Origin of the sequence: Capnocytophaga sp. oral taxon 902 (genome assembly GCF_013394735.1) — a bacterium.
Classification (GTDB): domain Bacteria; phylum Bacteroidota; class Bacteroidia; order Flavobacteriales; family Flavobacteriaceae; genus Capnocytophaga; species Capnocytophaga ochracea.
On the sequence record NZ_CP058261.1, the window covers coordinates 577750 to 600336 of the forward strand.

The 22587-nt window shown below is 40.5% G+C and carries 21 protein-coding genes and 1 pseudogene; 6 read left to right on the forward strand and 16 right to left on the reverse strand.

What is annotated here, in order from left to right:
- Window positions 1-114 precede the first annotated feature (114 nt).
- The 3 genes from HW278_RS12390 (at window position 115) to HW278_RS02425 (ending at window position 4015) form a co-directional block, all read left to right on the forward strand.
- A complete protein-coding gene (locus HW278_RS12390) occupies window positions 115-243 on the forward strand; it encodes a hypothetical protein (RefSeq protein WP_255493709.1) in 129 nt (42 codons plus the stop codon).
- 1096 nt (window positions 244-1339) lie between these two features.
- Window positions 1340-2428: a bifunctional 3-deoxy-7-phosphoheptulonate synthase/chorismate mutase type II gene (locus tag HW278_RS02420; protein ID WP_178976821.1), complete on the forward strand. Its 1089-nt coding sequence runs from the start codon at window positions 1340-1342 to the stop codon at window positions 2426-2428.
- 228 nt (window positions 2429-2656) lie between these two features.
- Complete coding sequence (locus tag HW278_RS02425) at window positions 2657-4015, forward strand: suppressor of fused domain protein (RefSeq protein ID WP_034542465.1); 1359 nt, start codon at window positions 2657-2659, stop codon at window positions 4013-4015.
- A gap of 35 nt (window positions 4016-4050) precedes the next feature.
- On the opposite strand, the gene HW278_RS02430 is transcribed toward HW278_RS02425, so the two are convergent.
- From HW278_RS02430 to HW278_RS02470, 9 genes are read right to left on the reverse strand one after another with little or no spacing between them, the layout of a single operon-like run.
- Window positions 4051-4602 (reverse strand): RNA polymerase sigma factor, encoded by a 552-nt coding sequence (locus HW278_RS02430; RefSeq protein WP_002673201.1) that lies wholly within the window; start codon window positions 4600-4602, stop codon window positions 4051-4053.
- Window positions 4602-4793, reverse strand: a complete 192-nt coding sequence (locus tag HW278_RS02435) for a hypothetical protein (protein WP_002673203.1) — start codon at window positions 4791-4793, stop codon at window positions 4602-4604. Before HW278_RS02435 ends, HW278_RS02430 begins: the two co-directional genes overlap by 1 nt.
- Before the next feature lie 7 nt (window positions 4794-4800).
- Window positions 4801-5517: a bacillithiol biosynthesis deacetylase BshB1 gene (gene bshB1, locus HW278_RS02440; protein ID WP_178976822.1), complete on the reverse strand. Its 717-nt coding sequence runs from the start codon at window positions 5515-5517 to the stop codon at window positions 4801-4803.
- 4 nt (window positions 5518-5521) lie between these two features.
- A complete protein-coding gene (locus tag HW278_RS02445) occupies window positions 5522-6442 on the reverse strand; it encodes a VirK/YbjX family protein (protein WP_178976823.1) in 921 nt (306 codons plus the stop codon).
- On the reverse strand, window positions 6442-7209 hold the full coding sequence (locus tag HW278_RS02450; RefSeq protein WP_178976824.1) for a polysaccharide deacetylase family protein: 768 nt from the start codon (window positions 7207-7209) through the stop codon (window positions 6442-6444). The genes HW278_RS02445 and HW278_RS02450 overlap by 1 nt, the downstream gene beginning before the upstream one ends.
- Before the next feature lie 11 nt (window positions 7210-7220).
- On the reverse strand, window positions 7221-7625 hold the full coding sequence (uraH, locus tag HW278_RS02455) for a hydroxyisourate hydrolase (RefSeq protein WP_178976825.1): 405 nt from the start codon (window positions 7623-7625) through the stop codon (window positions 7221-7223).
- Window positions 7626-7641: 16 nt separating this feature from the next.
- Complete coding sequence (locus tag HW278_RS02460) at window positions 7642-8568, reverse strand: glycosyltransferase family 2 protein (protein ID WP_009418817.1); 927 nt, start codon at window positions 8566-8568, stop codon at window positions 7642-7644.
- Window positions 8534-9709, reverse strand: a complete 1176-nt coding sequence (locus tag HW278_RS02465; RefSeq protein ID WP_178976826.1) for a glycosyltransferase family 87 protein — start codon at window positions 9707-9709, stop codon at window positions 8534-8536. Before HW278_RS02465 ends, HW278_RS02460 begins: the two co-directional genes overlap by 35 nt.
- 11 nt (window positions 9710-9720) lie before the next feature.
- A complete protein-coding gene (locus tag HW278_RS02470) occupies window positions 9721-10275 on the reverse strand; it encodes a glutathione peroxidase (protein ID WP_178976827.1) in 555 nt (184 codons plus the stop codon).
- An 85-nt stretch (window positions 10276-10360) separates the two neighbouring features.
- On the opposite strand from HW278_RS02470, the gene HW278_RS02475 reads away from it, so the two are divergent.
- Entirely contained in the window at window positions 10361-10966 is a 606-nt protein-coding gene (locus HW278_RS02475; RefSeq protein WP_178976828.1) for a DUF4254 domain-containing protein, read from the forward strand.
- Between the two features lie 67 nt (window positions 10967-11033).
- Here HW278_RS02475 and HW278_RS02480 read toward each other — a convergent pair whose 3' ends face one another.
- The 7 genes and pseudogenes from HW278_RS02480 to HW278_RS02510 all read right to left on the reverse strand — a co-directional run bounded on the left by HW278_RS02480 (window position 11034) and on the right by HW278_RS02510 (window position 19915).
- A complete protein-coding gene (locus tag HW278_RS02480) occupies window positions 11034-11786 on the reverse strand; it encodes a succinate dehydrogenase/fumarate reductase iron-sulfur subunit (RefSeq protein WP_002673219.1) in 753 nt (250 codons plus the stop codon).
- Window positions 11787-11792: 6 nt separating this feature from the next.
- Window positions 11793-13819 (reverse strand): annotated as a pseudogene (locus HW278_RS02485) (fumarate reductase/succinate dehydrogenase flavoprotein subunit).
- 4 nt (window positions 13820-13823) lie between these two features.
- Window positions 13824-14498: a succinate dehydrogenase cytochrome b subunit gene (locus HW278_RS02490; protein ID WP_034554313.1), complete on the reverse strand. Its 675-nt coding sequence runs from the start codon at window positions 14496-14498 to the stop codon at window positions 13824-13826.
- Window positions 14499-14693: 195 nt separating this feature from the next.
- Window positions 14694-17369 carry a heavy metal translocating P-type ATPase gene (locus tag HW278_RS02495; protein ID WP_178976829.1) on the reverse strand — a complete coding sequence of 892 codons (2676 nt, stop codon included), beginning with the start codon at window positions 17367-17369 and terminating at the stop codon, window positions 14694-14696.
- A 98-nt stretch (window positions 17370-17467) separates the two neighbouring features.
- A complete protein-coding gene (locus tag HW278_RS02500; protein ID WP_009421255.1) occupies window positions 17468-18031 on the reverse strand; it encodes a helix-turn-helix domain-containing protein in 564 nt (187 codons plus the stop codon).
- A gap of 35 nt (window positions 18032-18066) precedes the next feature.
- Window positions 18067-18849, reverse strand: coding sequence for a porin family protein (locus HW278_RS02505; RefSeq protein ID WP_178976830.1), 783 nt, complete (start codon window positions 18847-18849; stop codon window positions 18067-18069).
- The gene (locus HW278_RS02510) at window positions 18842-19915 is read right to left on the reverse strand and encodes a PCMD domain-containing protein (RefSeq protein WP_178976831.1); all 1074 of its coding nucleotides are present in this window, start codon (window positions 19913-19915) and stop codon (window positions 18842-18844) included. Before HW278_RS02510 ends, HW278_RS02505 begins: the two co-directional genes overlap by 8 nt.
- Window positions 19916-20736: 821 nt before the next feature.
- Here HW278_RS02510 and HW278_RS02515 point away from each other — a divergent pair.
- Window positions 20737-21234 (forward strand): Fur family transcriptional regulator, encoded by a 498-nt coding sequence (locus HW278_RS02515; protein WP_002673241.1) that lies wholly within the window; start codon window positions 20737-20739, stop codon window positions 21232-21234.
- An 11-nt stretch (window positions 21235-21245) separates the two neighbouring features.
- Complete coding sequence (locus HW278_RS02520) at window positions 21246-22517, forward strand: adenylosuccinate synthase (protein WP_178976832.1); 1272 nt, start codon at window positions 21246-21248, stop codon at window positions 22515-22517.
- Window positions 22518-22587 lie beyond the last annotated feature (70 nt).

The following is a 22587-nucleotide window of genomic DNA, read 5'->3' on the forward strand; positions in this document are numbered from 1 at the left end:
TGTATTTAAAAATTATAGTAATCTTAAAGAAAATAATTAATGAACAAAGGGAATCTACCCTCTTTATCCCCTCTCGCTGAGAAGAAACTACAACGACACTAATACGAACAAAGGGTGGTTTTACAGTGGCTCTACAGTGGCTCTACTCTACAGTGGCTCTACAGTGGCTCTACAGTGGCTCTACAGTGGCTCTACAATGAACAAAAGACGAAGAATGAACGAAGGAATAACGAACCTAAGTAGAAGGAAAGTTGAAGCTAAGGCAGACATAAAAAGAAGGTTATTAGTGGATTTCAACTTTGCCAAAGGTGCGAGCCGCACGGACAGATGGTGTGAGCCACACAGGCGGGTAGAAAAAAGGTGAGTGAGAAGCCCCCGAACCCCCGAAGGGGGACAAGCCTTAAAGAGAAATTGGTGAAGGCTATCAGTCTGAAAAACAAAACTTATTTGAAGATAGAGCGAAGCTGAATCAAGCCTAAGAAAAACAAAAGAGGGTGCGAGACGCACGGGCAGATGGTGTGAGCCACACGGGCAGATAGGGAAAAGATGAGTGAGAAGCCCCCGAACCCCCGAAGGGGGACAAGCTTTAAAGAGAAATTGGTGAAGGCTATCGGTCTGAAAAACAAGACTTATTTGAAAATAGAAGAAAGCTGAATCAAGCCTAAGAAAAACAAAAGAGGGTGTGAGCCACACGGGCAGATGGTGCGAGCCGCACGGGCAGATAGGGAAAAGATGAGTGAGAAGCCCCCGAACCCCCGAAGGGGGACAAGCCTTAAAGAGAAATTGGGGAAGGCTATCAGTCTGAAAAACAAGACTTATTCGAAGATAGAGCGAAGCTGAATCAAGCCTAAGAAAAACAAAAGAGGGTGCGAGACGCACAGGCGGATAGGAAAATAGGTGAGTGAGAAGCCCCCGAACCCCCGAAGGGGGACAAGCCTTAAAGAGAAATTGGGGAAGGCTATCAGTCTGAAAAACAAGACTTATTTGAAGATAGAGGGAAGCTGAATCAAGCCTAAGAAAAACAAAAGAGGGTGCGAGACGCACAGGCGGGTGGTGTGAGCCACACAGGCAGATGAAAAAATTAGCAAATTAGCGAATTTGGGAATTAGTAAATGAGAGTGCGAGTGGCACGGGCAAATCAAGAATGAACGAAAATAAGAAAAAACTAAGGTAAAGGTAAGTGATTATAAAGATAATTGTTAAAGATTTGAAAATGGGTATATTTTACTTTTTTGCTGATTTATCAGTTGATAATATAGAGTTTTTTGGTTTTTCATTACTTATTCTCTAGTTTTTTGTATCTTTGCCCTTTGACAACTAAAAGAATAAGACCCATAGAATGGAAATAACCAAAGAAAATAGACAGTGGCTTGATGACTTACACCTTAACCACCCCGTAGTAATTGCTGGACCTTGCAGTGCTGAGACTGAAGAACAAGTGCTGAAAATAGCACATAGCCTAAAAGATACTGATGTATCTTTCTTCCGTGCAGGTATTTGGAAACCTCGTACCCGCCCAGGTATGTTTGAAGGCGTAGGAGCGTTAGGTCTGAAATGGCTACAACGGGTAAAAGAAGAAACGGGACTCAAAACGGCTACCGAAGTAGCCAATAAAGACCACGTGAAGCTTGCCTTGGAACACGATATTGATATGTTGTGGATAGGGGCGCGCTCTACTGTGAGTCCGTTTATTATTCAAGAAATAGCCGATGAGCTAAAAGGCACTGATAAGATTATCTTGGTAAAAAATCCTGTAAACCCCGACCTTCCGTTATGGATAGGAGCTTTGGAACGATTACAACGCGCAGGCATCAGAAACTTGGGGGTGATACATCGCGGATTTTCTACTTACGAAAAGACCAAATACCGCAATATTCCTGAATGGCAATTGGTAATTGAACTGCAAAACAAGTTCCCTAACTTGCCACTTATTTGCGACCCTTCGCATATCACCGGCAAACGCGATATGATTTTTGATGTATCGCAAACGGCTCTCGACTTAAACTTCGATGGCTTAATGATTGAAACGCACTGTACCCCTGATGCTGCGTGGAGTGATGCAGCACAACAGATTACCCCTGAACGCCTCATACAAATAATGAGAGATTTGCGCATTCGCGAGGCTTCGGTAGCTGAAGAAGACTATGTGAGTCAGTTAAGTAATTTACGTTCGCGCATTGATATACTGGACAACAAATTATTGGATTTACTCAAAAGACGTATGGAGGTAGCCGATGAGATAGGAATGCTGAAAAAAGCGAATAATGTAGCGATTTTGCAAAACCAACGTTGGCACGAAATTCTTGGCAAAATGATATCAGAAGGCGAACAACGCAACCTAAGTGAGGATTTAGTGATTCAGGTATTTAAGGCTATTCACCAAGAATCTATCAACCGCCAGGAGAGAGTGGTAAAGAGTGAAAAGTGATTGATAGACTTTTCTGACCTTTCTTACCGAAAAAAAGACAGTAAGCCAAAATAGCTCAAAACCGATGTAACTCCAGTGTCCATACGTCTTTTGTTTAATTAAAATATGACATAAAGATATGCCATATTTTTAATATTTAGAAATAGAAACGAAAAAATATAAAATGATATTTGTTTTTTAATAGAAAAGTCGTACATTTGTTGCGAAAAACTATTGTATAAAATGACTATGGAAAAAACTGTCAAACGTTTTTTAGACGTAATACTTGAACAAGCAACTCCTCTTATTGCAAGTCTCAACAAAGGTGTTTCGGATACCCAAATAGCGGTATTTGAGGGGGAAATGGGTATTACTTTGCCTTCTGAGGTGAGAAAGCTATACCAGACTTTCAACGGGCAAAAAGAAGGCGAAAACGATGTATTCTTCCTTAACGGTTTGCGCTTTATCCCTTTAGAAGAAATCAAACGCACCCAAGAACACTGGCTTGAGCAATTGGAGAGTGTGCCTAATTGGCAGTCACTCCGTTTTGATGAAGAAGAAGCGATTGATATGTGCTGGGATAAGGTAATAAAAAACCAATTTTATAATCCTAAATGGATTCCATTCCTCTCCAATGGGGCGCGCTTTATGTTCATAGACCTCGACCCCGATGAAGAAGGTGTAATAGGTCAGATAGGAGAAATAGATTTGGTGTTGGATTCTATAGAAGACTCTTTTATGGATTTGCACCACGACTCTATGGAAGATTGGCTCGAATTCCTTACTGATGATATTGAAAAGGGAATCGTGTACTACGACAACGAGATGCACTCGCTCATTGAAGCCGTTTCTTATGACGAAGAAAACGATTTGCCTAATATCTTCGCTCCTACCCCCGATTATGTATCGGAAGGAGGCTCTAACGTTTATAACTATTCCGAAAAAGACAGAAGCGATTTTGTATTGCCTGACCGCACTTGTGTGTATATGGACGAAATTTGCGACCATTTTGAAAAATATATCGGCAAAATAGACAGCGTATTCCACGAAATTGTCTCAGAATATGTGCATATAGATGTACATTGGATTAAACCTACCCCCGAAACGCCTTACAATGTACTCTTTACTACCGGTATGAGCGATTACCCTATGTACTTACCCGAAGGCTTAGATGACCCGAACGACTACAGCCACGCTGAGCTAATGGTCTACCTCCCCGCCGATTGGCCTATCAGCGATGAGGCTTTTAAAGACGACGATAACTATTGGCCTGTGTACTTCCTTAAAATGATAGCGCGTTTCCCACATCAGTACAAAACGTGGATGGCTGAAGGGCATACTATTCCCAACGGTCCTGATGCTGAACCTATTGCCAATACCGATTTCGGTTGTATACTGCTAATGCCCCCTTACTTATCGGCACCACAGGAGTTCTTAAAGTTACACACCAAAGACGGTACAATTATCAATTTCTATTGTATCTTGCCTATTTATCCAGAAGAAATGGATTTAAAATTAGAAGAAGGTGTAGATGAGCTTCTCAGTCTTTTTGATGAATACCAAATCTCCGAAGTCATAGATATCCACCGCAAGAACGTAGCTTTATAAAACAAGTATAAAAAAACAGATGAAACATAAAGGTCTCATCTGTTTTTCTTTAATATCTCTGCCAGCATTTTCTTAGCTCTTAGCAGAGTAATCTTCACACTGCTCATCGGTGACTGCATCTCTTCGGCAATCTCTTTATAGCTTTTTTCGTGCAAATAGCGCAGTTGTATTGCCGTTCGGTAAGGCTCTTTTAGTTGTTTTATACTCTTTAACAAGTAGTCGAACTGCTGTTCCATAATGAGGCTATCCTCTATGATGGGGGTCTCATCTATCAGTGTTTTAGATTGCTTTTCCTCTCGATCTAAGTGCAATAGCGACTCATTTTGCTTTCTCAGGTTATCTATGTGAATATTTTTAGAAATAGCAATTAACCAAGTGCGGAAAGAGTATCGCTCGTCGTAAGTATGGAGCTTATCGAATGCTTTAGCAAATGTTTGTATGCTAATATCCTCTGCTTCAACTTCATCATTCACACGCTTGAGCTGAAAGTTGTACACATCAGTCCAAAACTCGTCCAACAACCAACTAAAAGCTCGTTGTTTACCTGCTTTTGCAGCGACTATATTTTCAGCAAGTGCTTCAGCCATTATTTATTTCTGCACTCTTGTTCGTCGGGTAAGCGACCGCAGAAACTGCAAGGTTCCCCTTCAGGGTTTAAATGTGGATTTTGGCTTGCACAAGTACCGGCAAATTTACCGCCTTTTTTACCCCAAATCTTAATTGCCATACCTGCTACACATAGCAGTAATATACCAATAGTTAATAATATTAATTTCATTTTTCAGTTATTTAAGATTAAAAAGAGATTCCACGGCGGGAACTCTCTCACATGTAAAACCTTCCGCAAAATCTGTACCAATTAGCCTACCCAAATCTCGTGCTCTGTAAGTAACGCTATCTAAAAAGTTCTTGTCAGAAATTGGAGTAGTGGGCTCATTGCTATTACTGTCGTAAAACTGAGAGCTGTACGCCAACACAGCATTCACTTTGGCTTCCATAAATCCTGTGATATCTACCACAAAATCAGGGACTATATTCTTCCACTGAATGTAGTGATACACCACTTTAGGACGCCAAGCCGTTTGTGCTACACCATCGAGAGTAGTTTCGATGCGTCGCAAACCGCTGAGAAAACAAGCATCACTCACGAGTTTGCTACCTTTGCCGTGGTCGATATGACGGTCGTCTACAGCATTGCAAAGTACTATCTCGGGCTGATATTGACGTATTTTTTTAATAATCTCCATTTGGTGAGCTTCGTTATTTATGAAAAAACCATCACGGAACTTCAAATTCTCGCGTATGGTTACCCCTAATAGCTCTTTGGCTTTGATTGCCTCTTGGTGGCGTATTTCAGCACTGCCACGTGTGCCCAATTCGCCTTGTGTTAGGTCGATAATACCCACACTTCTGCCTAAGCTAATCTCTTTGGCAATGGTGCCTGCAGCCCCTAATTCTACATCATCGGGGTGTGCCCCAAAAGCTAATATATCTAATTTCATCTTGTTATTTGTTAATTGTCTCCTTTATTTCTGCTGCAATTTTGTCCAACATCTCATACCTATAGCGGTAGAGTGACCTCTTGCTCGATTTGATTTCTTCCATTGGTTTGCGGTGCATTTCAATAGGAAGCTTGAACCACCCATCTTTATCAGGAATGCCATCGGCTTCTTTCCACAACGTGTCATAACTAAAACTGAGTTTGTGCAACCATTCTATATGAATAAAGTGTTTCTTGTTATGTGCCTGAATTTTACTGCCTACCCCATACAAAGCGGTACAGCCTAATTGCCTGCTAAGTTCCTGAATGATAAATATCATCAGAGCTTTAGGACGAAGAGCATACATCTGTTTTTGTAGTTCTTTGATAGCATTCTCAGTTTCGGCACTTTTGTTGCCTTGCACACAACCTATACGACATACCCACTCCTCATTTTCTTTGTCAATCACAAAAGAAGCTTCACAGATAGCCTCCTGATAACTATCACAATGCAACGAGACCACTAATTCCCCCTCTTTGCGGAAACGTTCATTGTATCCGAGGTATATTTGTCCCTTTTCGCCGTTGTATTTCATTGTGAACTCAGCCAATTTGATAGGCTTTTCTTCTTGGATAACACGCGTCAAAAAAGGCTGTTGCTTGATAAAAGCATAACAACTCAGCAAGGCTTTAGTTCGTTCGTTCTTGCCCCATTTGGTAGACATATACACCCTAAAAGGCTTAAAATAAATACGAGGACGGTGCAAAAGTATCCACTTATACTCTTCTGACTGTATCAAACTAAACCATTTTTTAGCAAACGGAATGTTCAACAAGGTATGGAAGAGTATCTTGTTCTTTTGTTTTTTGATGTATTTAGGATTTTCGTTGGCAAAACTATGTTCTGTTAAAGCCAAAGCATCGTGTAGTAGTTCTCTTGTCGTCATTAATTCTCGATTGTTAATTGTTTATAGAGGCTCGTTTTCCAGCCTTTTTTATCAATATATTGCAACAATTGGTCAAAACGCGCGATCATCTGCTCACCACTGTTACGCATTACATAAGCAGGAAAATTAAATTCTTTTTGGTGTAAATTTGTAAATTCCCAAGGATGGAAGTACAAAGTAGCATAGCCTGTAGAGGCTACACATCCATTTAGCAAAAACTTATAAATCCACAAAGGAAAATTGTGAAATGATAACCAAAATAGAGGAATCCTAAACCAACTTACCGCTGTAGGGATTTGCCATAAGCCATTTTCGTTGAAAAATCGTTTTGGTACGTGTAATTTGTTGTATCTCCCTGGTAAAAATGTAGGATTTACTGATGAATTGTATTGATAGCCCGCTTTTTTTACCTTCTCAGTACTTACTTCGAGCATTCTCGGCATACGCAATCCCTCAATAGTTACGCCAAATTGCTGTTCTAAAGCCTCTTTAGAGCGTTTGAGGTGTGCAATCTCAAATTCGGAATGATAATAAGTGTGTGAGGCTAATTCGTGCCCTTCACTGAGGAGTCTCTCTATAAGGTCGGGGACTTGCTGGGCAAAGACTACTGTTGAAAAGAAAGTAGCCTTGGCGTTGCGTTTTTTGAGTAGGTTTAATATAGCGGTAAGCCCCTCGCGTGAAATGGCTATTTGTCGCTCGAAAGCGATGTCGTAGCCGTATTCTTTGGGCATATCAAATTCTTCTATGTCGAAACTTAAATAAATCATTTTTATAGTTATTAGTTTCCTCTGTAAGTAGAATAACCATACGGAGATAATGTAATCGGGATGTGATAATGTTGATCATCTTTTATCTCAAAAACTACTTCTATAAAGGGATAAAATGTTTTTTGTTTCAACTTTTCAAAATAAGGAGTGATATAAAAAGTGAGTTTATAAACCCCATTATTATTTTTATTAGATTCTTCTTTCAAAAAATCTTTAATCCTCCCATTGTTATCTGTGTATTTCTCATCTATCAATACCCAGTTTTGATTTTTATCTTGCTTAGATAGAGCTATCTTTACATTTGGAGCAGGTTTACCTTGTGAAATATCTAAAATATGACTTGATAATTGATATTTCTCTTGTGCTTGGATAAATGCGCTAAAAAGTATTAGCAATATTAGAATCGGATTTCTCATTTTTATGTGTTTTTATTTACAATTTTTGTTCTTGAATAATATAACAAGGTCGGTCTTTAGTTTGTTTAAAGATTTTTCCTATGTAAATACCTATGATACCTAAAATGATGAGTTGTAACCCACCAAAGAAAACAATCGTCATAATCAGTGAAGCCCAGCCCGATATTTCAGTGCCACTTGCAAAGGCGTATATCACATAAGGAATGTATAATAGTGATAGGGCAGAGAATGCAAAGCCTAAAAATACAGCGAAATATAAGGGTTTGATACTGAAAGCCGTAACACCTGTAATCGCTAATTGTAGCATCTTCTTAACTGTGTATTTACTTTCACCTGCAAAACGAGAAGCTGCAGTGTAAGGGATGTAAGTTTGGCGGAATCCTACCCAAGGCACGATGCCTCGCAAGAAAGGTTCGTTCTCTTTCATAGAGCGAATGACCCTTACCACCGATTGGTCTAAAAGTCTAAAATCAGCTGAACCTTCTTTGATTTCTATATCCGAAAGCAGATTGAGAAGTTTGTAAAACTGTTGAGAGCTTTTTTGTTTCTTTTTAGGAGTATCAGCCGGATAGGTGCGCAAAGTTGCCACTACTTGATAGCCTTCTTCCCATTTGGCAATGAGCTCGGGCAAAAGGGCAGGAGGGTGTTGCAAATCGCAATCCATAGAGATAACAGCATCAGCAAACGAGTGGTCTAATCCTGCTTTTACTGCTAATTGGTGACCAAAGTTACGCGAAAACGATAGATATTTCACGCGCATATCACTTTCAACTAAAGATTTGAGCACCTCAAGAGAATTATCGCTGCTGCCGTCGTTTACAAAAAGCAAAGTATAGCTATAATCAGGGAGTTTTTCAGCAAAAACACGCTGTATAGCCTCATATAACGGACGTATATTTTCACTTTCGTTATAACACGGTACTATTATTTCTATTGTTTTCATCTTTTTTATCTCTTACCTGAATAAATAACATTTCATACACTATTGCAAGCCAAACCAAGGTTACGGGTACAGCTCTTAACGAATATCGGATAATGTAAGGTTCTTTCAGTGGCTTGAATAAATCAGTAGGGGAGAGTGAGCCTAACATAGCCAATACCAATAAGGTTATTTTGAGTTTAGGATGGAGCTCACTTACCATAAACCATATCCCAACCCCCACATAAGCTACTATATAAGTGCTATTTTCAGTACCTGTGCTAAACAAACAGAGGAAAATACTCACTGAAGCTAATAACAGCAATCTAAAATTGAGATTTTTATACTGCTGAATGCGCAAATAAGGTAGTGCAAATAGCCCTAACCCGAGGAGAATAACCATACTGTTGTTGTTATAAATGCCTGTGCGTTGCAAAAAGCCTAAAAGTGATAGGTTTTGCAAGTTGTAAGTGGTGGTATTTAGGTTGGATACATTCTTTTCAGCTAAAGAAGCATACCAATCAAAATATTGAGAAACTACATAATCGGGTGAAGAGTAGAACATTGGCAAACAAAATAAAATGATGAGCCAAAATAACCCCGACCAAATAAATCGCCATTTGTCCTTAGCAAAGAAGAAAAATGCTAAGCCTACAATGCCATAGAGTTTAGTGAGTGTACCTATTACAATAAGCAAGGTTGCCCAATGACTCTGCCTGCGTTCTATAAACACAAAAGCACCTACTAATAGTGCTATCACACTGATATTGAACTGCTGCATAGCTGCTGCGGTATACATATCGTGAGCAGCAATGAGCAGTACCGCTATAATTGCATTTTTAGAGAGAGGCAATTGCCTAATTGCCCAATATAAGAAAGCTGCATTTGCCATTATCCACAAAGTACAACCTATCCACTTGGGTAACAAGGCAAAAGGAGCGATAACCGCACTGAATAAGATACCGTAATGGTTTGTATCAAAATACTCGTCAGGATAGGGGAGGTATAAGGGCAATTGCTTGAAGGTATGCCAAAATACCCCGTCAAAAATTAGGTAGTTGTTGAACTTGCCTGCTATCCATACGTTCTGCACTACAGTCGCCAGCGCAAGGGCAAACCATAGTATTGTGATAAAGCGGTAATTTGCAAATAGTTTTTTCAGCATTGTTATCAGTGTTATTTTTCAATCCATTGTTTCACTTCATCGCTAGAAGGTAAGGTTTTAGGGTCGATTACCTTTTCTAATTTGCCGTTTCGTCCGATGAGGTATTTTTGAAAATTCCATTTTACTTTAGAATCTTCTACACCGTTTTTCGCTTTCTGGGTAAGAAACTGATATAGAGGGTGCATATTCTTTCCTTTTACCGATATTTTGCTCATCATCGGGAATGTTACTCCATAGTTGATACTGCAAAATGAAGCGATTTGTTCATTACTACCTGGTTCTTGTCCTAAGAAATTATTAGCGGGGAACCCTATAATGATAAAATCTCTATCCTTATACTGCTGATAAAGCGCTTCGAGTTCTTTGTATTGAGGGGTGAGACCGCATTTTGAGGCAGTATTAACAATCATTACTTTCTTGCCTTTGAGGTTGGCAAGGGCAAAGGGTTTGCCATTGATATCTTCTACAGTAAACTGATAAATAGTTTGATTATCAGCGTTGTTTTGTGCTTGTAGGTTTTCCATAATGAGGGTGAATAAAGTGATAATAAAAATGAAGTATTTCATAGAAAAATTAAAATTTGTGGCAAAGTTACGTAAAAGGTTTGATTTATTAAAGAAAAACTTTATATTTGCCCAAAAATTAATGACTATGTTTTCAGAAAAAGCTTTTAAAATATTTGAAGAAAGTATTGGGCAATACCACATTGCCGACGATGTATATCAGTCTTTTACAAACCCTTATCCATCAACCGACTTGCTCAATCACTTGCTTTATCGCAAGAACTGGATTGACACCGTGCAATGGCATTACGAGGATATCATTCGCGACCCGAACATCGACCCAGTGGCTGCCCTCGACCTCAAACGCAAAATTGATGCTTCTAACCAAGATCGCACTGATATGGTAGAGTATATTGATAGCTATTTTTTAGACTTGTATAAGGAGGTGAAACCAGTTCCTGAGGCTACTATCAACACCGAGAGTCCTGCTTGGGCAGTGGATAGGCTTTCGATTTTAGCACTGAAAATTTACCATATGAAGGAAGAAGTGAACCGCCCCGATGCCACTCCTGAGCATCGCGCTAAATGCCAAGAAAAACTGAATGTTCTCCTCGAACAGAAAAAAGACCTCTCTACCGCTCTTGACCAGCTTTTAGACGATATCGCCACTGGCAGAAAGTATATGAAGGTGTATAAACAAATGAAAATGTACAATGATGATGAGTTGAACCCAGTACTGAGAGGAAGTAAATAAGAGATAATAAAAACTGCCTCAAAAATTTTGAGACAGTTTTTTATTTGCTAATTTTCAAATTTGCTAATTAACGAATACTTGCTTTGAGGTATTCTCTATTGAGGCGTGCGATATTTTCAAGTGAAATACCTTTAGGGCATTCTACTTCGCAGGCACCAGTGTTGGTACAGTTACCAAAACCTTCGTGTTCCATTTGGTTTACCATATTGAGTACGCGCTCGGTAGCCTCTACACGACCTTGAGGAAGGAGGGCAAATTGCGATACTTTGGCAGCCACAAACAGCATAGCCGAAGAGTTTTTACAAGTAGCCACACAAGCTCCACAACCTATACAAGCCGCAGCGTCCATAGAGCGGTCGGCATCGCGTTTAGGGATAGGAATAGCGTTGGCATCTTGCGTATTACCAGAAGTGTTCACAGAGATATATCCTCCTGCTTGTTGAATGCGTTCAAAAGCAGTTCTATCTACCATCAAGTCTTTAATAACAGGGAAAGCAGTAGCGCGCCAAGGTTCAATAGTGATGGTATCACCATCTTTGAACATACGCATATGCAACTGACAAGTAGTTACCCCACGGTCGGGTCCGTGAGCTTCCCCATTGATGAAGAGAGAGCACATACCGCAAATACCTTCACGGCAATCGTGGTCGAATGCTACAGGTTCTTCTCCTTTTTCAATGAGTTGTTCGTTGAGTACATCCAACATTTCCAAAAAAGACATATGGTCTGAAATGTTGGTTACTTTATAATCTACCATACGACCTTTCTCTTGCGAGTTTTTTTGTCGCCACACTTTGAGTGTTAGGTTCATCGTTGCCATATCTTTCTATTTATAACTACGTTGTTTCAATTCAATATCTTTAAATACAAGAAATTCTTTATGCATTACCTCTTCACTAGGGTTGTAGGTATTCACTACTTCTTTAGGATTACCAGTGTATTGCCAAGCGGCTACATAAGCATAGTTTTTGTCGTCGCGGAGGGCTTCACCATCAGGAGTTTGATACTCTTCGCGGAAGTGACCACCACAAGACTCATTACGCTCTAAAGCATCTTTAGCAAATAACTCACCAAGTTCAAGGAAGTCGGCTACACGACCCGCTTTTTCAAGCTCTACATTCATACCAGTGAGTTCACCAGGTACTTTTACGTTTTTCCAGAAATCTTCGCGTATTTCGCGTATTTCTTTGATAGCTTCTTTCAAGCCTTCTGCATTACGTGCCATACCTACTTTATCCCACATCACTTTACCAAGTTTCTTGTGGAAGTAATCTACAGAGTGCGTACCCTTATTGTTGATGAAGTAAGCCAAACGCTCTTTTACGATGCGTTCTGCTTCGTCAAACTCAGGAGTATCAGTAGGGATTTTACCAGTACGGATATCAGCGGCTAAGTAATCGCCAATAGTGTAAGGTAATACGAAGTAACCATCGGCTAAACCTTGCATCAAGGCAGAAGCTCCTAAGCGGTTTGCTCCGTGGTCGGAGAAGTTTGCCTCACCAATAGCATAACAACCAGGGATAGTGGTCATCAAGTTGTAATCTACCCAAATACCACCCATAGTGTAGTGAGTAGCAGGATAAATCATCATTGGTGTTTTATAAGGGTTTTCGGCTACAATCTTTTCGTACATTTGGAAAAGGTTGCCGTATTTAGCTTCTACGATTTTTTCACCGCGTTTTGTAACTTCTTCTTTAGTAGGTTCTACACCGTGGATTTTACATTGTTCTTTACCGTAACGTTCGATAGCAGAAGAGAAATCCAAATAAACAGCTTCACCTGTTTCGTTTACTCCATAGCCTGCATCGCAACGCTCTTTAGCAGCACGTGAAGCCACGTCACGAGGCACGAGGTTACCGAAAGCAGGGTAACGGCGTTCCAAGTAGTAATCGCGGTCTTCTTCGGGAATTTCAGTAGGTTTTTTGCGTTTTTCGCGTATCGCTACAGCATCTTCCATTTTCTTAGGTACCCAAATACGTCCGTCGTTACGCAATGATTCGGACATCAAAGTTAATTTAGACTGATAGTCACCCGAACGAGGAATACAAGTAGGGTGAATTTGAGTGAAGCAAGGGTTAGCAAAGTAAGCACCTTTTTTGTGGATTTTCCAAGCTGCGGTAGCGTTAGAGCCCATCGCATTGGTTGAAAGGAAGTATACGTTACCATAACCACCAGAAGCGATAACCACCGCGTGAGCAGAGTGGCGTTCAATTTCACCAGTAACAAGGTTACGAGCGATGATACCACGAGCTTTACCGTCTACGATTACCACATCGAGCATTTCGTGGCGGTTGTACATATCAATTTTACCACGAGCGATTTGGCGGTTCATTGCGGCATAGCAACCGAGCAAGAGCTGTTGTCCTGTTTGACCTTTGGCATAGAAAGTACGAGAAACCAATACCCCACCGAAAGAACGGTTGTCTAAGAGTCCGCCGTAATCACGAGCGAAAGGTACGCCTTGCGCCACACATTGGTCGATGATGTTGCCAGATACTTCAGCAAGACGGTATACGTTTGCCTCACGAGCGCGGTAGTCACCTCCTTTTACAGTATCGTAGAACAAGCGATAGATAGAGTCGCCATCGCCCATATAGTTTTTAGCGGCATTGATACCCCTTGAGCAGCGATAGAGTGTGCACGACGAGGAGAATCTTGGTAAGCAAATGCTTTCACGTTGTAGCCTAATTCAGCGAGGGTAGCTGCAGCCGAACCTCCTGCCAAGCCAGTACCTACCACAATCACATCGATATTACGCTTGTTAGCAGGGTTTACGAGGTTGATATGGTCTTTATATTTCGTCCATTTGTCCGCTATAGGACCTTCAGGAATTTTAGAATCTAATGTACTCATAAGATTAAGCTGTTAAAAATTTAATGTAATGGAAGAGGGCGATGAAGATAAAGCCTCCACAGATAATGTAAGAATACCAATTGCCAACGCAGCTGATAAACTTTTTGCGCTCATCGTCTTTCCAGCCCATAGATTGGAAAGATGATTGAAAGCCGTGTAGCAAGTGCAAAGCCAAAGCGATAAAGGCTAACACATAAATACCCACACGCACAGGGTTGTGGAATTTCTCTACTAATTCTTCGTAGTAGCGGTCGGGGTTTGGAGGTAATTGCTCGATGTACTTGTAGTTCATTTCGCCTACCCAAAAATCATAGAGGTGCAACCCTAAGAAGAGAAGAATCACCACTCCTGTGATAATCATATTACGAGACATCCAAGTGGAGTTAGCCCCCCCATTATAGCTGTAATATGCCTCACTACCACGAGCTTTTTTGTTTTGGATTTCCAAGACAAATCCCATAATGAAGTGGAACAACACCCCAGCGAGCAATACAGGTTGCATAGCAAACTGAATAAGAGGATTGGTGCCCATAAAATGAGATAGCTCGTTGAAAGTACTCTCGCTAATCACAGAGGTGAAGTTTACCGCAAAGTGAATGATTAGAAAGAGAATGAGAAAGAGTGCCGAAAGAGCCATCGTCACCTTCCTTGCAACAGATGTTTTAAATAATCCTGCCATTCGTTTTATAGTTTTATATATGTATATATTACGTTAAACAATTTCGCTACAAAAGTACGGCATTTTTATCAGTTGTACAATAAAAAATGTACAAAAACCTTAATTTATATTCGGTTTAAAGAAGGAAATAAGAGTTAGTAGCTGAAATTGATTTATTAAGAGGAGATTAACATTCTGTATCGCTTTTTTTATTCTTTATAATTTCGTTCTTCTCAATCTTAAAGCATTACTTATAACACTTACAGAGCTAAAGCTCATTGCTAAGGCACCCAACATAGGAGAAAGAAGGATACCAAAGATAGGGTATAGTACCCCTGCTGCAACGGGAATACCTACGCTGTTATACACTAACGCAAAGAAAAGATTTTCGCGTATGTTTTTCACCACCGCTTTGCTGAGTTTTTTGGCTTTGACAATTCCGCTCAAGTCGCCTTTTACCAAAGTGATTTTAGCACTTTCTATCGCAATATCAGTTCCGTTACCCATTGCGATACCCACATTGGCTTGTGCTAAAGCAGGAGCATCGTTGATACCATCGCCTGCCATTGCTACGATTTTACCTTCCGCTTGCAAACGCACTACTTCCTCTTGCTTGTTTTGAGGAAGCATTCCCGCTTTGTACTGAGTGATACCTATTTCTTTGGCTACTGCCTCAGCTGTAAGCGGATTATCACCGGTGAGCATCACGATTTCTACCCCTAAATCTTGTAACTCTTGTATCGCTTCAGCAGTAGAAGCTTTTACTTTATCGGTTATGGCGACTGCTCCTATCACTTGGTTTTCTACGACTACGAGCGAAACGGTCTTTCCTTGCTCCTGTTCCGCTTTTACAGCAGTGCTTACTTCTTCGGGCAAAGCTATATTGAGTTCTTCTATTAGGCGTTCGTTGCCAAAGAAATAATCTTTTCCTTCAAAAGAGGCTTTTACTCCTCTGCCCGCTATGGCTTCAAAGTGGGTGAAAGGTAAGGGAGTAATGCCTTGTGCTTGAGCATATGTATTGGTAGCTTTGGCAAGCGGGTGTTCGCTTTGCTTGTTAAGACTGTAAAGCGTTTGTAGCAAGTCTTTTTCGGTAGTATTGCCAAAAGTGAGCACACGACTCACACTGGGTTTACCTTCGGTGAGGGTACCCGTTTTATCTACAACCAAAGTATTAACGCGGTTCATCACTTCTAAGGCTTCGGCATTGCGTATCAAGATGCCGTTTTGAGCCCCTTTGCCTACGCCTACCATTACCGACATAGGGGTGGCTAAACCGAGTGCACAAGGACAAGCGATAATCAATACTGCTACGGCATTGAGCAGGGCGTATACGTAAGCATTTTCACCTCCAAAAACCGACCATATCACAAAGGTAAGCACTGAAATACCTATCACAATAGGTACAAAGTAAGAGGCTATCTTGTCGGCTAAATTTTGAATAGGAGCCCTACTACTGCTGGCTTGTTGTACCAACTGTACGATTTGAGAGAGCAGGGTATCGCTACCTACCTTTTCGGCTTGCATCACAAAGGACTGCATACCATTGAGCGTACCTGCCGATACCTTATTGCCCACTTCTTTTTCCGCAGGAATAGGTTCGCCCGTAATCATACTCTCGTCTATGCTGGCACTGCCTTCGGTAATTACACCATCAACAGGGATTTTCTCCCCAGGTTTTACCCGAAGCAAATCGCCTTTTTTCACTTCTTCTATAGATACGGTTACTTCTTTGCCGTGAATAATTTTAGTAGCTTCATTAGGCGCTAAGTTCAATAGTTTTTTGATAGCACTTTGGGTACGACTGTGGGCATCGGCTTCGAGCACTTGCCCTAAGAGTACCAAAGTGAGAATGACGGTAGCTGCTTCGAAATACAAGTGTACTGAGCCGTGTTCTTTAAATTGTTCAGGAAACATATCAGGAACTAACAGTCCTACTACACTGAAAAGCCAAGCTACGCCAGCACCTATCCCTATGAGGGTAAACATATTGAAGTGCAAGGTCTTGATACTGCGCCAAGCCCTTTCGAAGAATATCCAGCAGAAATAAAACACTACGGGTAGTGATAACGCAAACTGTACCCAGTTCCAAGCACTTACGGGCATTAGCTCATACAGCGGATTGTCGTGCCACATTCCGCTCATTGCGATGATAAAGATAGGGAGTGTAAAAGCTACTGCACCCCAAAAATGACGACGTAACTTTTTGCGTTTTTGGTCTTCTGCACTTAGCCCCCTACCCCCCGAAGGGGGAAAAGCTACTTCTGTGCTTACTTGCTCTACTAAATCCATACCACATATAGGACAATCACCGGGGTGATCGTAGGTTTTATCGCCTTCGCAGTGCATAGGACAATAGAAAACACCAGAGCCTTTAGTTTTTTTTGGAGATTCTTCGTGGTGATGATGTTGTTGAGCTCCTCCTACTTGCTCTACTAAATCCATACCACATACGGGACAATCACCAGGGTGGTCGTAGGTTTTATCGCCTTCGCAGTGCATAGGACAATAGAAAACACCAGAGCCTTTAGCTTTTTTTGGGGATTCTTCGTGGTGGTGATGATATTGTTGTTGAGCTCCTCCTACTTGTTCTACCAAGTGCATACCACATACGGGACAATCACCAGGGTGGTCGTAGGTTTTATCGCCTTCGCAATGCATAGGACAATAGAAAACACCAGAACCCTCAGAATTTGAAGCCTGATGAATGCTATAATGAGTACCCTCTAAGGCTTTTTCAAGAGCTTCAAAAGGGATTTCTCTATCGGTTTCGACAGTAGCTTTTTTAGTAGCGAAATCTACGGTAACAGCTGTTACGCCTGCTACTTCAGAGAGTTTTTTTTGTACGGTATTGGCGCAACCTGTGCACCCCATACCTTCTATATTGTATTCCATAAATTGTAAATGTTAAAAAGTTATTTGTTTTACACTGCAAAGATACAGCAAAACATCTACTTGGATATTACACAATTTTGTATTTAATTTGTAAGATTTTAAACCTCATCTAAAGACTTACGTTTGTTATCTTTTATCTGCTTGAAAAAGCTAGGAGTGAGTCCTGTAACTTTTTTAAACTGATTGCTTAAGTGCGCTACACTTGAATAGTTGAGTTGATAAGCTATTTCACTAAGCGTCAGTTCGTCATATACTAAGAGTTCCTTTACTCTCTCAATCTTTTGAGCAATAAAGAATTTTTCAATTGTTCTACCTTCTACCTCAGAAAACAAACGCGATAAAGCCCCGTAATCTCGACCTAATTCACTGCTGAGTATTTCAGAAAGGTTAAACGATAGTTTGTTGTCTTGGTTATGTATCAAATTGATAATGATAGATTTAATTTTTTCAATAACAACACTTTTCTTATCGTTCATCACCTCAAATCCTAAGGGTAAGAGAGCTTGTTTGATAGCTTGTATCTCATCAGACGAAAGTTCCTGTGTAAAAGTAATTTCACCCAAATTGATGCTTTGTGGTGTTAAGCCTAATGCTTTTAACTGTTCATCGAGTACTATTATACAACGATGGCAGACCATATTTTTTACAAATAACTTTGTCATATATTTCTTTTAAGAATTAAGATATTATAAAGTGCTTAAAAGTGATACCCAAAACCTATATTCATATAGATGGGATACATATCAAAAGTAATTGTTTTAAAGTCCTTTTTAAAGATATTATTTATTCCGTAGGTGAATTCAGCATTGATATTGAAATGCTTGAACGCTTGCCAAGAGCCTCCTATCAGTGTGCCCCAATGCCAATGGCGGAGATGATTGCTAAAATCATAAGAGGCTATCTGTCCGTTAGTGAAACTTACTTTCTCACCGATAGGACTACCTTCTCGCAAATAACCTTCGGTAACATAGCCTGAGAAATTGCCGTCCATACGGTAAGAAACAAATGTACCTAAGCGCAGTTTCCAACGATTGGCAAGGCGATAGTTCAGTGATATGGGCAGGGTAACAAATGAACTTTTGTAAGTAGTATGTACATCACCCGTCCAATAACCCGCTACGTGGTTACCTTGTTCTATAATCTCCATTCCGTAGTTCTTTACATTTGCATCGGTTTCCATACCCTTTTCTTCCAATCGTAAGCTAGCTGAGATACCCCATTTAGGAGTAAGCCATTTGGTTACAGTTCCTTCAAATGAGCCATTAAACTTTGGGCTATATCCCTTTATCTTCCGTATTTCTTTAGGGAGTGGTATTGGGCTTGCACCTCCTATATTTACGCCAGCTTTTAGTTCGTATTCCCAACCTTTAGCTTCTGATTGTACAAGCGTTTCAGTACGTTCGTTTTGCGCGTATGAAAAACAGCTCAATAGCATTAAGCATACAATAACGATATTCTTTTTCATAACTTCATTATTCATAAGACAATTGCATTTCATCTACATAAAGAGTACTACCTACGGCTGCTGTAAAATCAGCACCTTTTTCACTGGAACTAAGTACTATAGCGAGACTATACTTTCCTTCTTTTAATTTTTTAGTATCGATAGAGCGACCTTTTATTGTTTTAAAAGGAATAGAGAACTGTACCCAATTATCGGTTTCTCTCTTGTCGGTTAGTTGTGCCATTAACACTATATTATTGTGCGTTTTAATGTTAGTACCATCTAAATGAGGTACTTGAGAAGTTACCTCGTAGAACACTGCATAAATATCACATTTGTCTTTTTGGTTAGGTATTACATTGCCGTTTTTATCGGTGAGTTTTTCACCAGCTTTGTATTTATAATATCCTGAGAGATGGGTAGGTTTTCTTTTGAAAGGAATCCCGAAATGGGTAGATTTTGCAGGGGTGAACAAATTTATTTCAAAACTTCCTGTGAAGAGATTACCAGCTGCGATAGGAGCACCAAAAGTTTTTCCTAAAACCCCTGTGCTTTGTGTTACGAGTTTCACGCATTTCCCTCTGTATCCACTCTCACTCTGACTTGTAGGGAACTCATCGGGTTTAGCATTACTGTTGGTAAATTTAAAACCTGCATTTCCGCTACTCCAAGCGATTTCTTGTCCGCTTACTGAGGTATCGTAAAAAGTGTAGTAACCATCAGTAATACGAGCGTTTTCGAAGTGATAGTGAGCGATAATTTCGTTAGTAAGACAACTCACTTTATAAGTTTTCTGCCAATTACCGTCCTCAGAGGTTACCACATAAGTTTGAGGGGTAGAGAAGTCGCGTACGGTACCGCTAGTAGGACTGATTGTTGCCCCTTGTGTAAGGGTGAAGCGAGGGGCGAGATTTTTTACTTTATCTAAATCGGTTACGTAGAGTTTTACCTCAGTGTTTTGGATTATAGGCTCACGAATGAGCAGATTGCCGTCGACCTCACAGGTTAGGATATCGGCTTCGGTATTTGGGGCTTCGCTTTTGATACAGCTTTGCAATGTGAATAGCGAGGCTATGGTAATGATGATGTTTTGAAGTTTCATATATGCTGTTCAATGAATTTAGACTGCAAAGGTAGGAAATATTTTTTTAATACCAATAATGCCAGAAATTAGAAAATGAGAGAATTAGAAAATGAGTAGTGATAAAAATCGTTTATTGATAGGTGAGACTTGTCGGATAATCGGATAGGTTATAGAGAGCGAAATAAAACGGAGAAGTTCGGAATAGGAGTAGGAGAGATTTTGGTGAAAAAAGACTATAAGGAGGGTGGGGTTAGCTTATAGAGAACTTATAGGAAGCTTATACGAATCTTGGACGATTGGTATAGAAAGGGTATACAAATAATTGATTCATAGTACAATACAACAAGGCTAAAAATGTTAAAATAAGGGTTTCGAGGCGAAAGAAAAGAGAAGAGGCACTAGGCCTTAGGGCATAGGCACTAGGGGGGAGTGTGAAGGAAAAGGGCGAATGTAGCGAGGCACTTATTCAGTAAGCCCCCGAACCCCCAAAGGGGGACAAGCTGAAAAAAGTGACAAACCTCTCCCTTTACACATACCCAGCTATTGCTGGCTACCTTCAAAGGGGGAATTGAGGCTATGCTAAGAGGGCGAATGTAGCGACTCACTTATTCGGTAAGCCCCCGAACCCCCGAAGGGGGACAAGCTGGAAAAGGTGACAAACCTCTCCCTTTACACATACCCAGCTATCGTTGGCTACCTTCAAAGGGGGAATTGAAGCAATGCTAAGACAGCGAATGTAGCGAGGCTGAGGTGTGTTTGCTTTGAAAAATAATAGCAGTGTTTTGTTTTCTGAAAAATAAATAGTACTTTTGCCCTTTATTGAAAAACATATTTAATATATGAAAAATATAGCTGAGAAAGATAAAAAAAACACCTCCGAAGAGAACTTGGAGATTGTAAAAAAGGTGCTTACCAAATATTTGGAAGACAACGGACACCGTAAGACCCCTGAACGCTATGCGATTGTGAAGGAGATTTACGAATACAACGACCATTTTGACATAGAGACCCTCTATGAAAATATGAAAAAGAAAAAATATCGGGTGAGTAGAGCGACCCTCTACAACACGATTGAACTCTTGCTGGAATGTGGTTTGGTACGCAAACATCAGTTTGGACAAAACCAAGCGTATTATGAGAAATCGTATTTTGACCGTCAGCACGACCACGTAATCCTTACCGATACGGGTGAGATTGTGGAGTTTTGCGACCCTCGTATTCAAGCAATACAGAAAACCATAGAAGAGGTTTTTAACATTAATATTAGCAATCACTCTCTTTATTTTTACGGTACACGCAAAGCAGATGCCCCAAAAGAAGAGAGAGCAACTAAATAAAAGAAACAAAAATGGCAGTAGATTTATTATTAGGTCTTCAGTGGGGAGACGAAGGAAAAGGAAAAATAGTAGATGTCCTTACGCAAAACTACGACATTATCGCACGCTTTCAAGGAGGTCCTAACGCAGGGCATACTCTTGAATTTAACAGTATTAAACACGTGTTACACACTATTCCGTCGGGAATCTTCCACAAGGGTGCTGTAAATATTATAGGCAATGGGGTGGTGATAGACCCTATCATTTTCAAAAAAGAAATAGAGGCACTCGCTCCTTACGAGGTAAACCTGAAACAGAATTTGCTCGTCTCGCGCAAAGCACACCTTATCTTGCCTACTCACCGCCTCTTAGATGCTGCTTCGGAAGCTTCCAAAGGTAAAGCTAAAATAGGTTCTACTCTTAAAGGTATAGGTCCTACTTATATGGATAAGACAGGTCGTAACGGCTTGCGCGTGGGCGATATAGAGCTCAGTGACTTTAACGAGCGTTACCGTAACCTCACCGATAAACACGAAGAAATGCTCGCTAACTACAAGGTGGATATCCAGTATAACCTACAAGAGTTAGAAGCTGAGTTTTTTGAAGCGATAAAAGTGCTGAAAGAGTTTCAGCTTATCGACAGTGAAGAATACCTATACCAAGCCCTCAAAAAGGGTAAGAAAATACTTGCCGAAGGAGCACAAGGTTCTATGTTGGACATTGATTTTGGTACCTATCCGTTTGTAACCTCGTCGAACACAACGGCTGCTGGAGCTTGTACGGGCTTAGGTGTAGCCCCTCGCAGTATTGGTGAGGTAATAGGTATCTTTAAGGCTTATACAACCCGTGTGGGCAGTGGGCCTTTCCCTACCGAACTGTTCGACGAAGTGGGCGAAACAATGACCCAAGTAGGTCGCGAATTTGGAGCCACTACCGGTAGGCGTCGCCGTTGTGGTTGGCTTGATTTGGTAGCCCTTAAATACGCTGTACAGGTAAACGGAGTTACCGAACTTACAATGATGAAAGCCGATGTGCTCAGCGGTTTTGAGACTTTAAAAGTATGTACATCATATCTTTATAAAGGAAAAGAAATCAAGCACTTGCCTTACAATATAGAAGAACAGAACGTAACGCCTGTATATACGGAACTCAAAGGCTGGCAACAAGACCTTACCAAACTCACTAATTACCAGCAACTACCCAAAGAACTTTTGGATTATATCAGTTTCTTAGAGAAAGAACTCGAAGTGCCCATCAAAGTAGTATCGGTGGGACCTGATAGAACTCAAACGATTATTCGGTAGAACATCAGTGAATTTAGGAAGTTATAAAATGAATGAACTATGAACATCATAGTACACAACCTTTATACAC

Excerpts from the sequence above, each read along its gene's own strand:
- HW278_RS02420 (WP_178976821.1), top strand. The coding sequence starts at position 1,340 with ATGGAAATAACCAAAGAAAATAGACAGTGGCTTGATGACTTACACCTT.
- HW278_RS02425 (WP_034542465.1), top strand. The coding sequence starts at position 2,657 with ATGGAAAAAACTGTCAAACGTTTTTTAGACGTAATACTTGAACAAGCA.
- HW278_RS02430 (WP_002673201.1), bottom strand. The coding sequence starts at position 4,602 with ATGGCTGAAGCACTTGCTGAAAATATAGTCGCTGCAAAAGCAGGTAAA.
- HW278_RS02435 (WP_002673203.1), bottom strand. The coding sequence starts at position 4,793 with ATGAAATTAATATTATTAACTATTGGTATATTACTGCTATGTGTAGCA.
- bshB1 (WP_178976822.1), bottom strand. The coding sequence starts at position 5,517 with ATGAAATTAGATATATTAGCTTTTGGGGCACACCCCGATGATGTAGAA.
- HW278_RS02445 (WP_178976823.1), bottom strand. The coding sequence starts at position 6,442 with ATGACGACAAGAGAACTACTACACGATGCTTTGGCTTTAACAGAACAT.
- HW278_RS02450 (WP_178976824.1), bottom strand. The coding sequence starts at position 7,209 with ATGATTTATTTAAGTTTCGACATAGAAGAATTTGATATGCCCAAAGAA.
- uraH (WP_178976825.1), bottom strand. The coding sequence starts at position 7,625 with ATGAGAAATCCGATTCTAATATTGCTAATACTTTTTAGCGCATTTATC.
- HW278_RS02460 (WP_009418817.1), bottom strand. The coding sequence starts at position 8,568 with ATGAAAACAATAGAAATAATAGTACCGTGTTATAACGAAAGTGAAAAT.
- HW278_RS02465 (WP_178976826.1), bottom strand. The coding sequence starts at position 9,709 with ATGCTGAAAAAACTATTTGCAAATTACCGCTTTATCACAATACTATGG.
- HW278_RS02470 (WP_178976827.1), bottom strand. The coding sequence starts at position 10,275 with ATGAAATACTTCATTTTTATTATCACTTTATTCACCCTCATTATGGAA.
- HW278_RS02475 (WP_178976828.1), top strand. The coding sequence starts at position 10,361 with ATGTTTTCAGAAAAAGCTTTTAAAATATTTGAAGAAAGTATTGGGCAA.
- HW278_RS02480 (WP_002673219.1), bottom strand. The coding sequence starts at position 11,786 with ATGGCAACGATGAACCTAACACTCAAAGTGTGGCGACAAAAAAACTCG.
- HW278_RS02490 (WP_034554313.1), bottom strand. The coding sequence starts at position 14,498 with ATGGCAGGATTATTTAAAACATCTGTTGCAAGGAAGGTGACGATGGCT.
- HW278_RS02495 (WP_178976829.1), bottom strand. The coding sequence starts at position 17,369 with ATGGAATACAATATAGAAGGTATGGGGTGCACAGGTTGCGCCAATACC.
- HW278_RS02500 (WP_009421255.1), bottom strand. The coding sequence starts at position 18,031 with ATGACAAAGTTATTTGTAAAAAATATGGTCTGCCATCGTTGTATAATA.
- HW278_RS02505 (WP_178976830.1), bottom strand. The coding sequence starts at position 18,849 with ATGAATAATGAAGTTATGAAAAAGAATATCGTTATTGTATGCTTAATG.
- HW278_RS02510 (WP_178976831.1), bottom strand. The coding sequence starts at position 19,915 with ATGAAACTTCAAAACATCATCATTACCATAGCCTCGCTATTCACATTG.
- HW278_RS02515 (WP_002673241.1), top strand. The coding sequence starts at position 20,737 with ATGAAAAATATAGCTGAGAAAGATAAAAAAAACACCTCCGAAGAGAAC.
- HW278_RS02520 (WP_178976832.1), top strand. The coding sequence starts at position 21,246 with ATGGCAGTAGATTTATTATTAGGTCTTCAGTGGGGAGACGAAGGAAAA.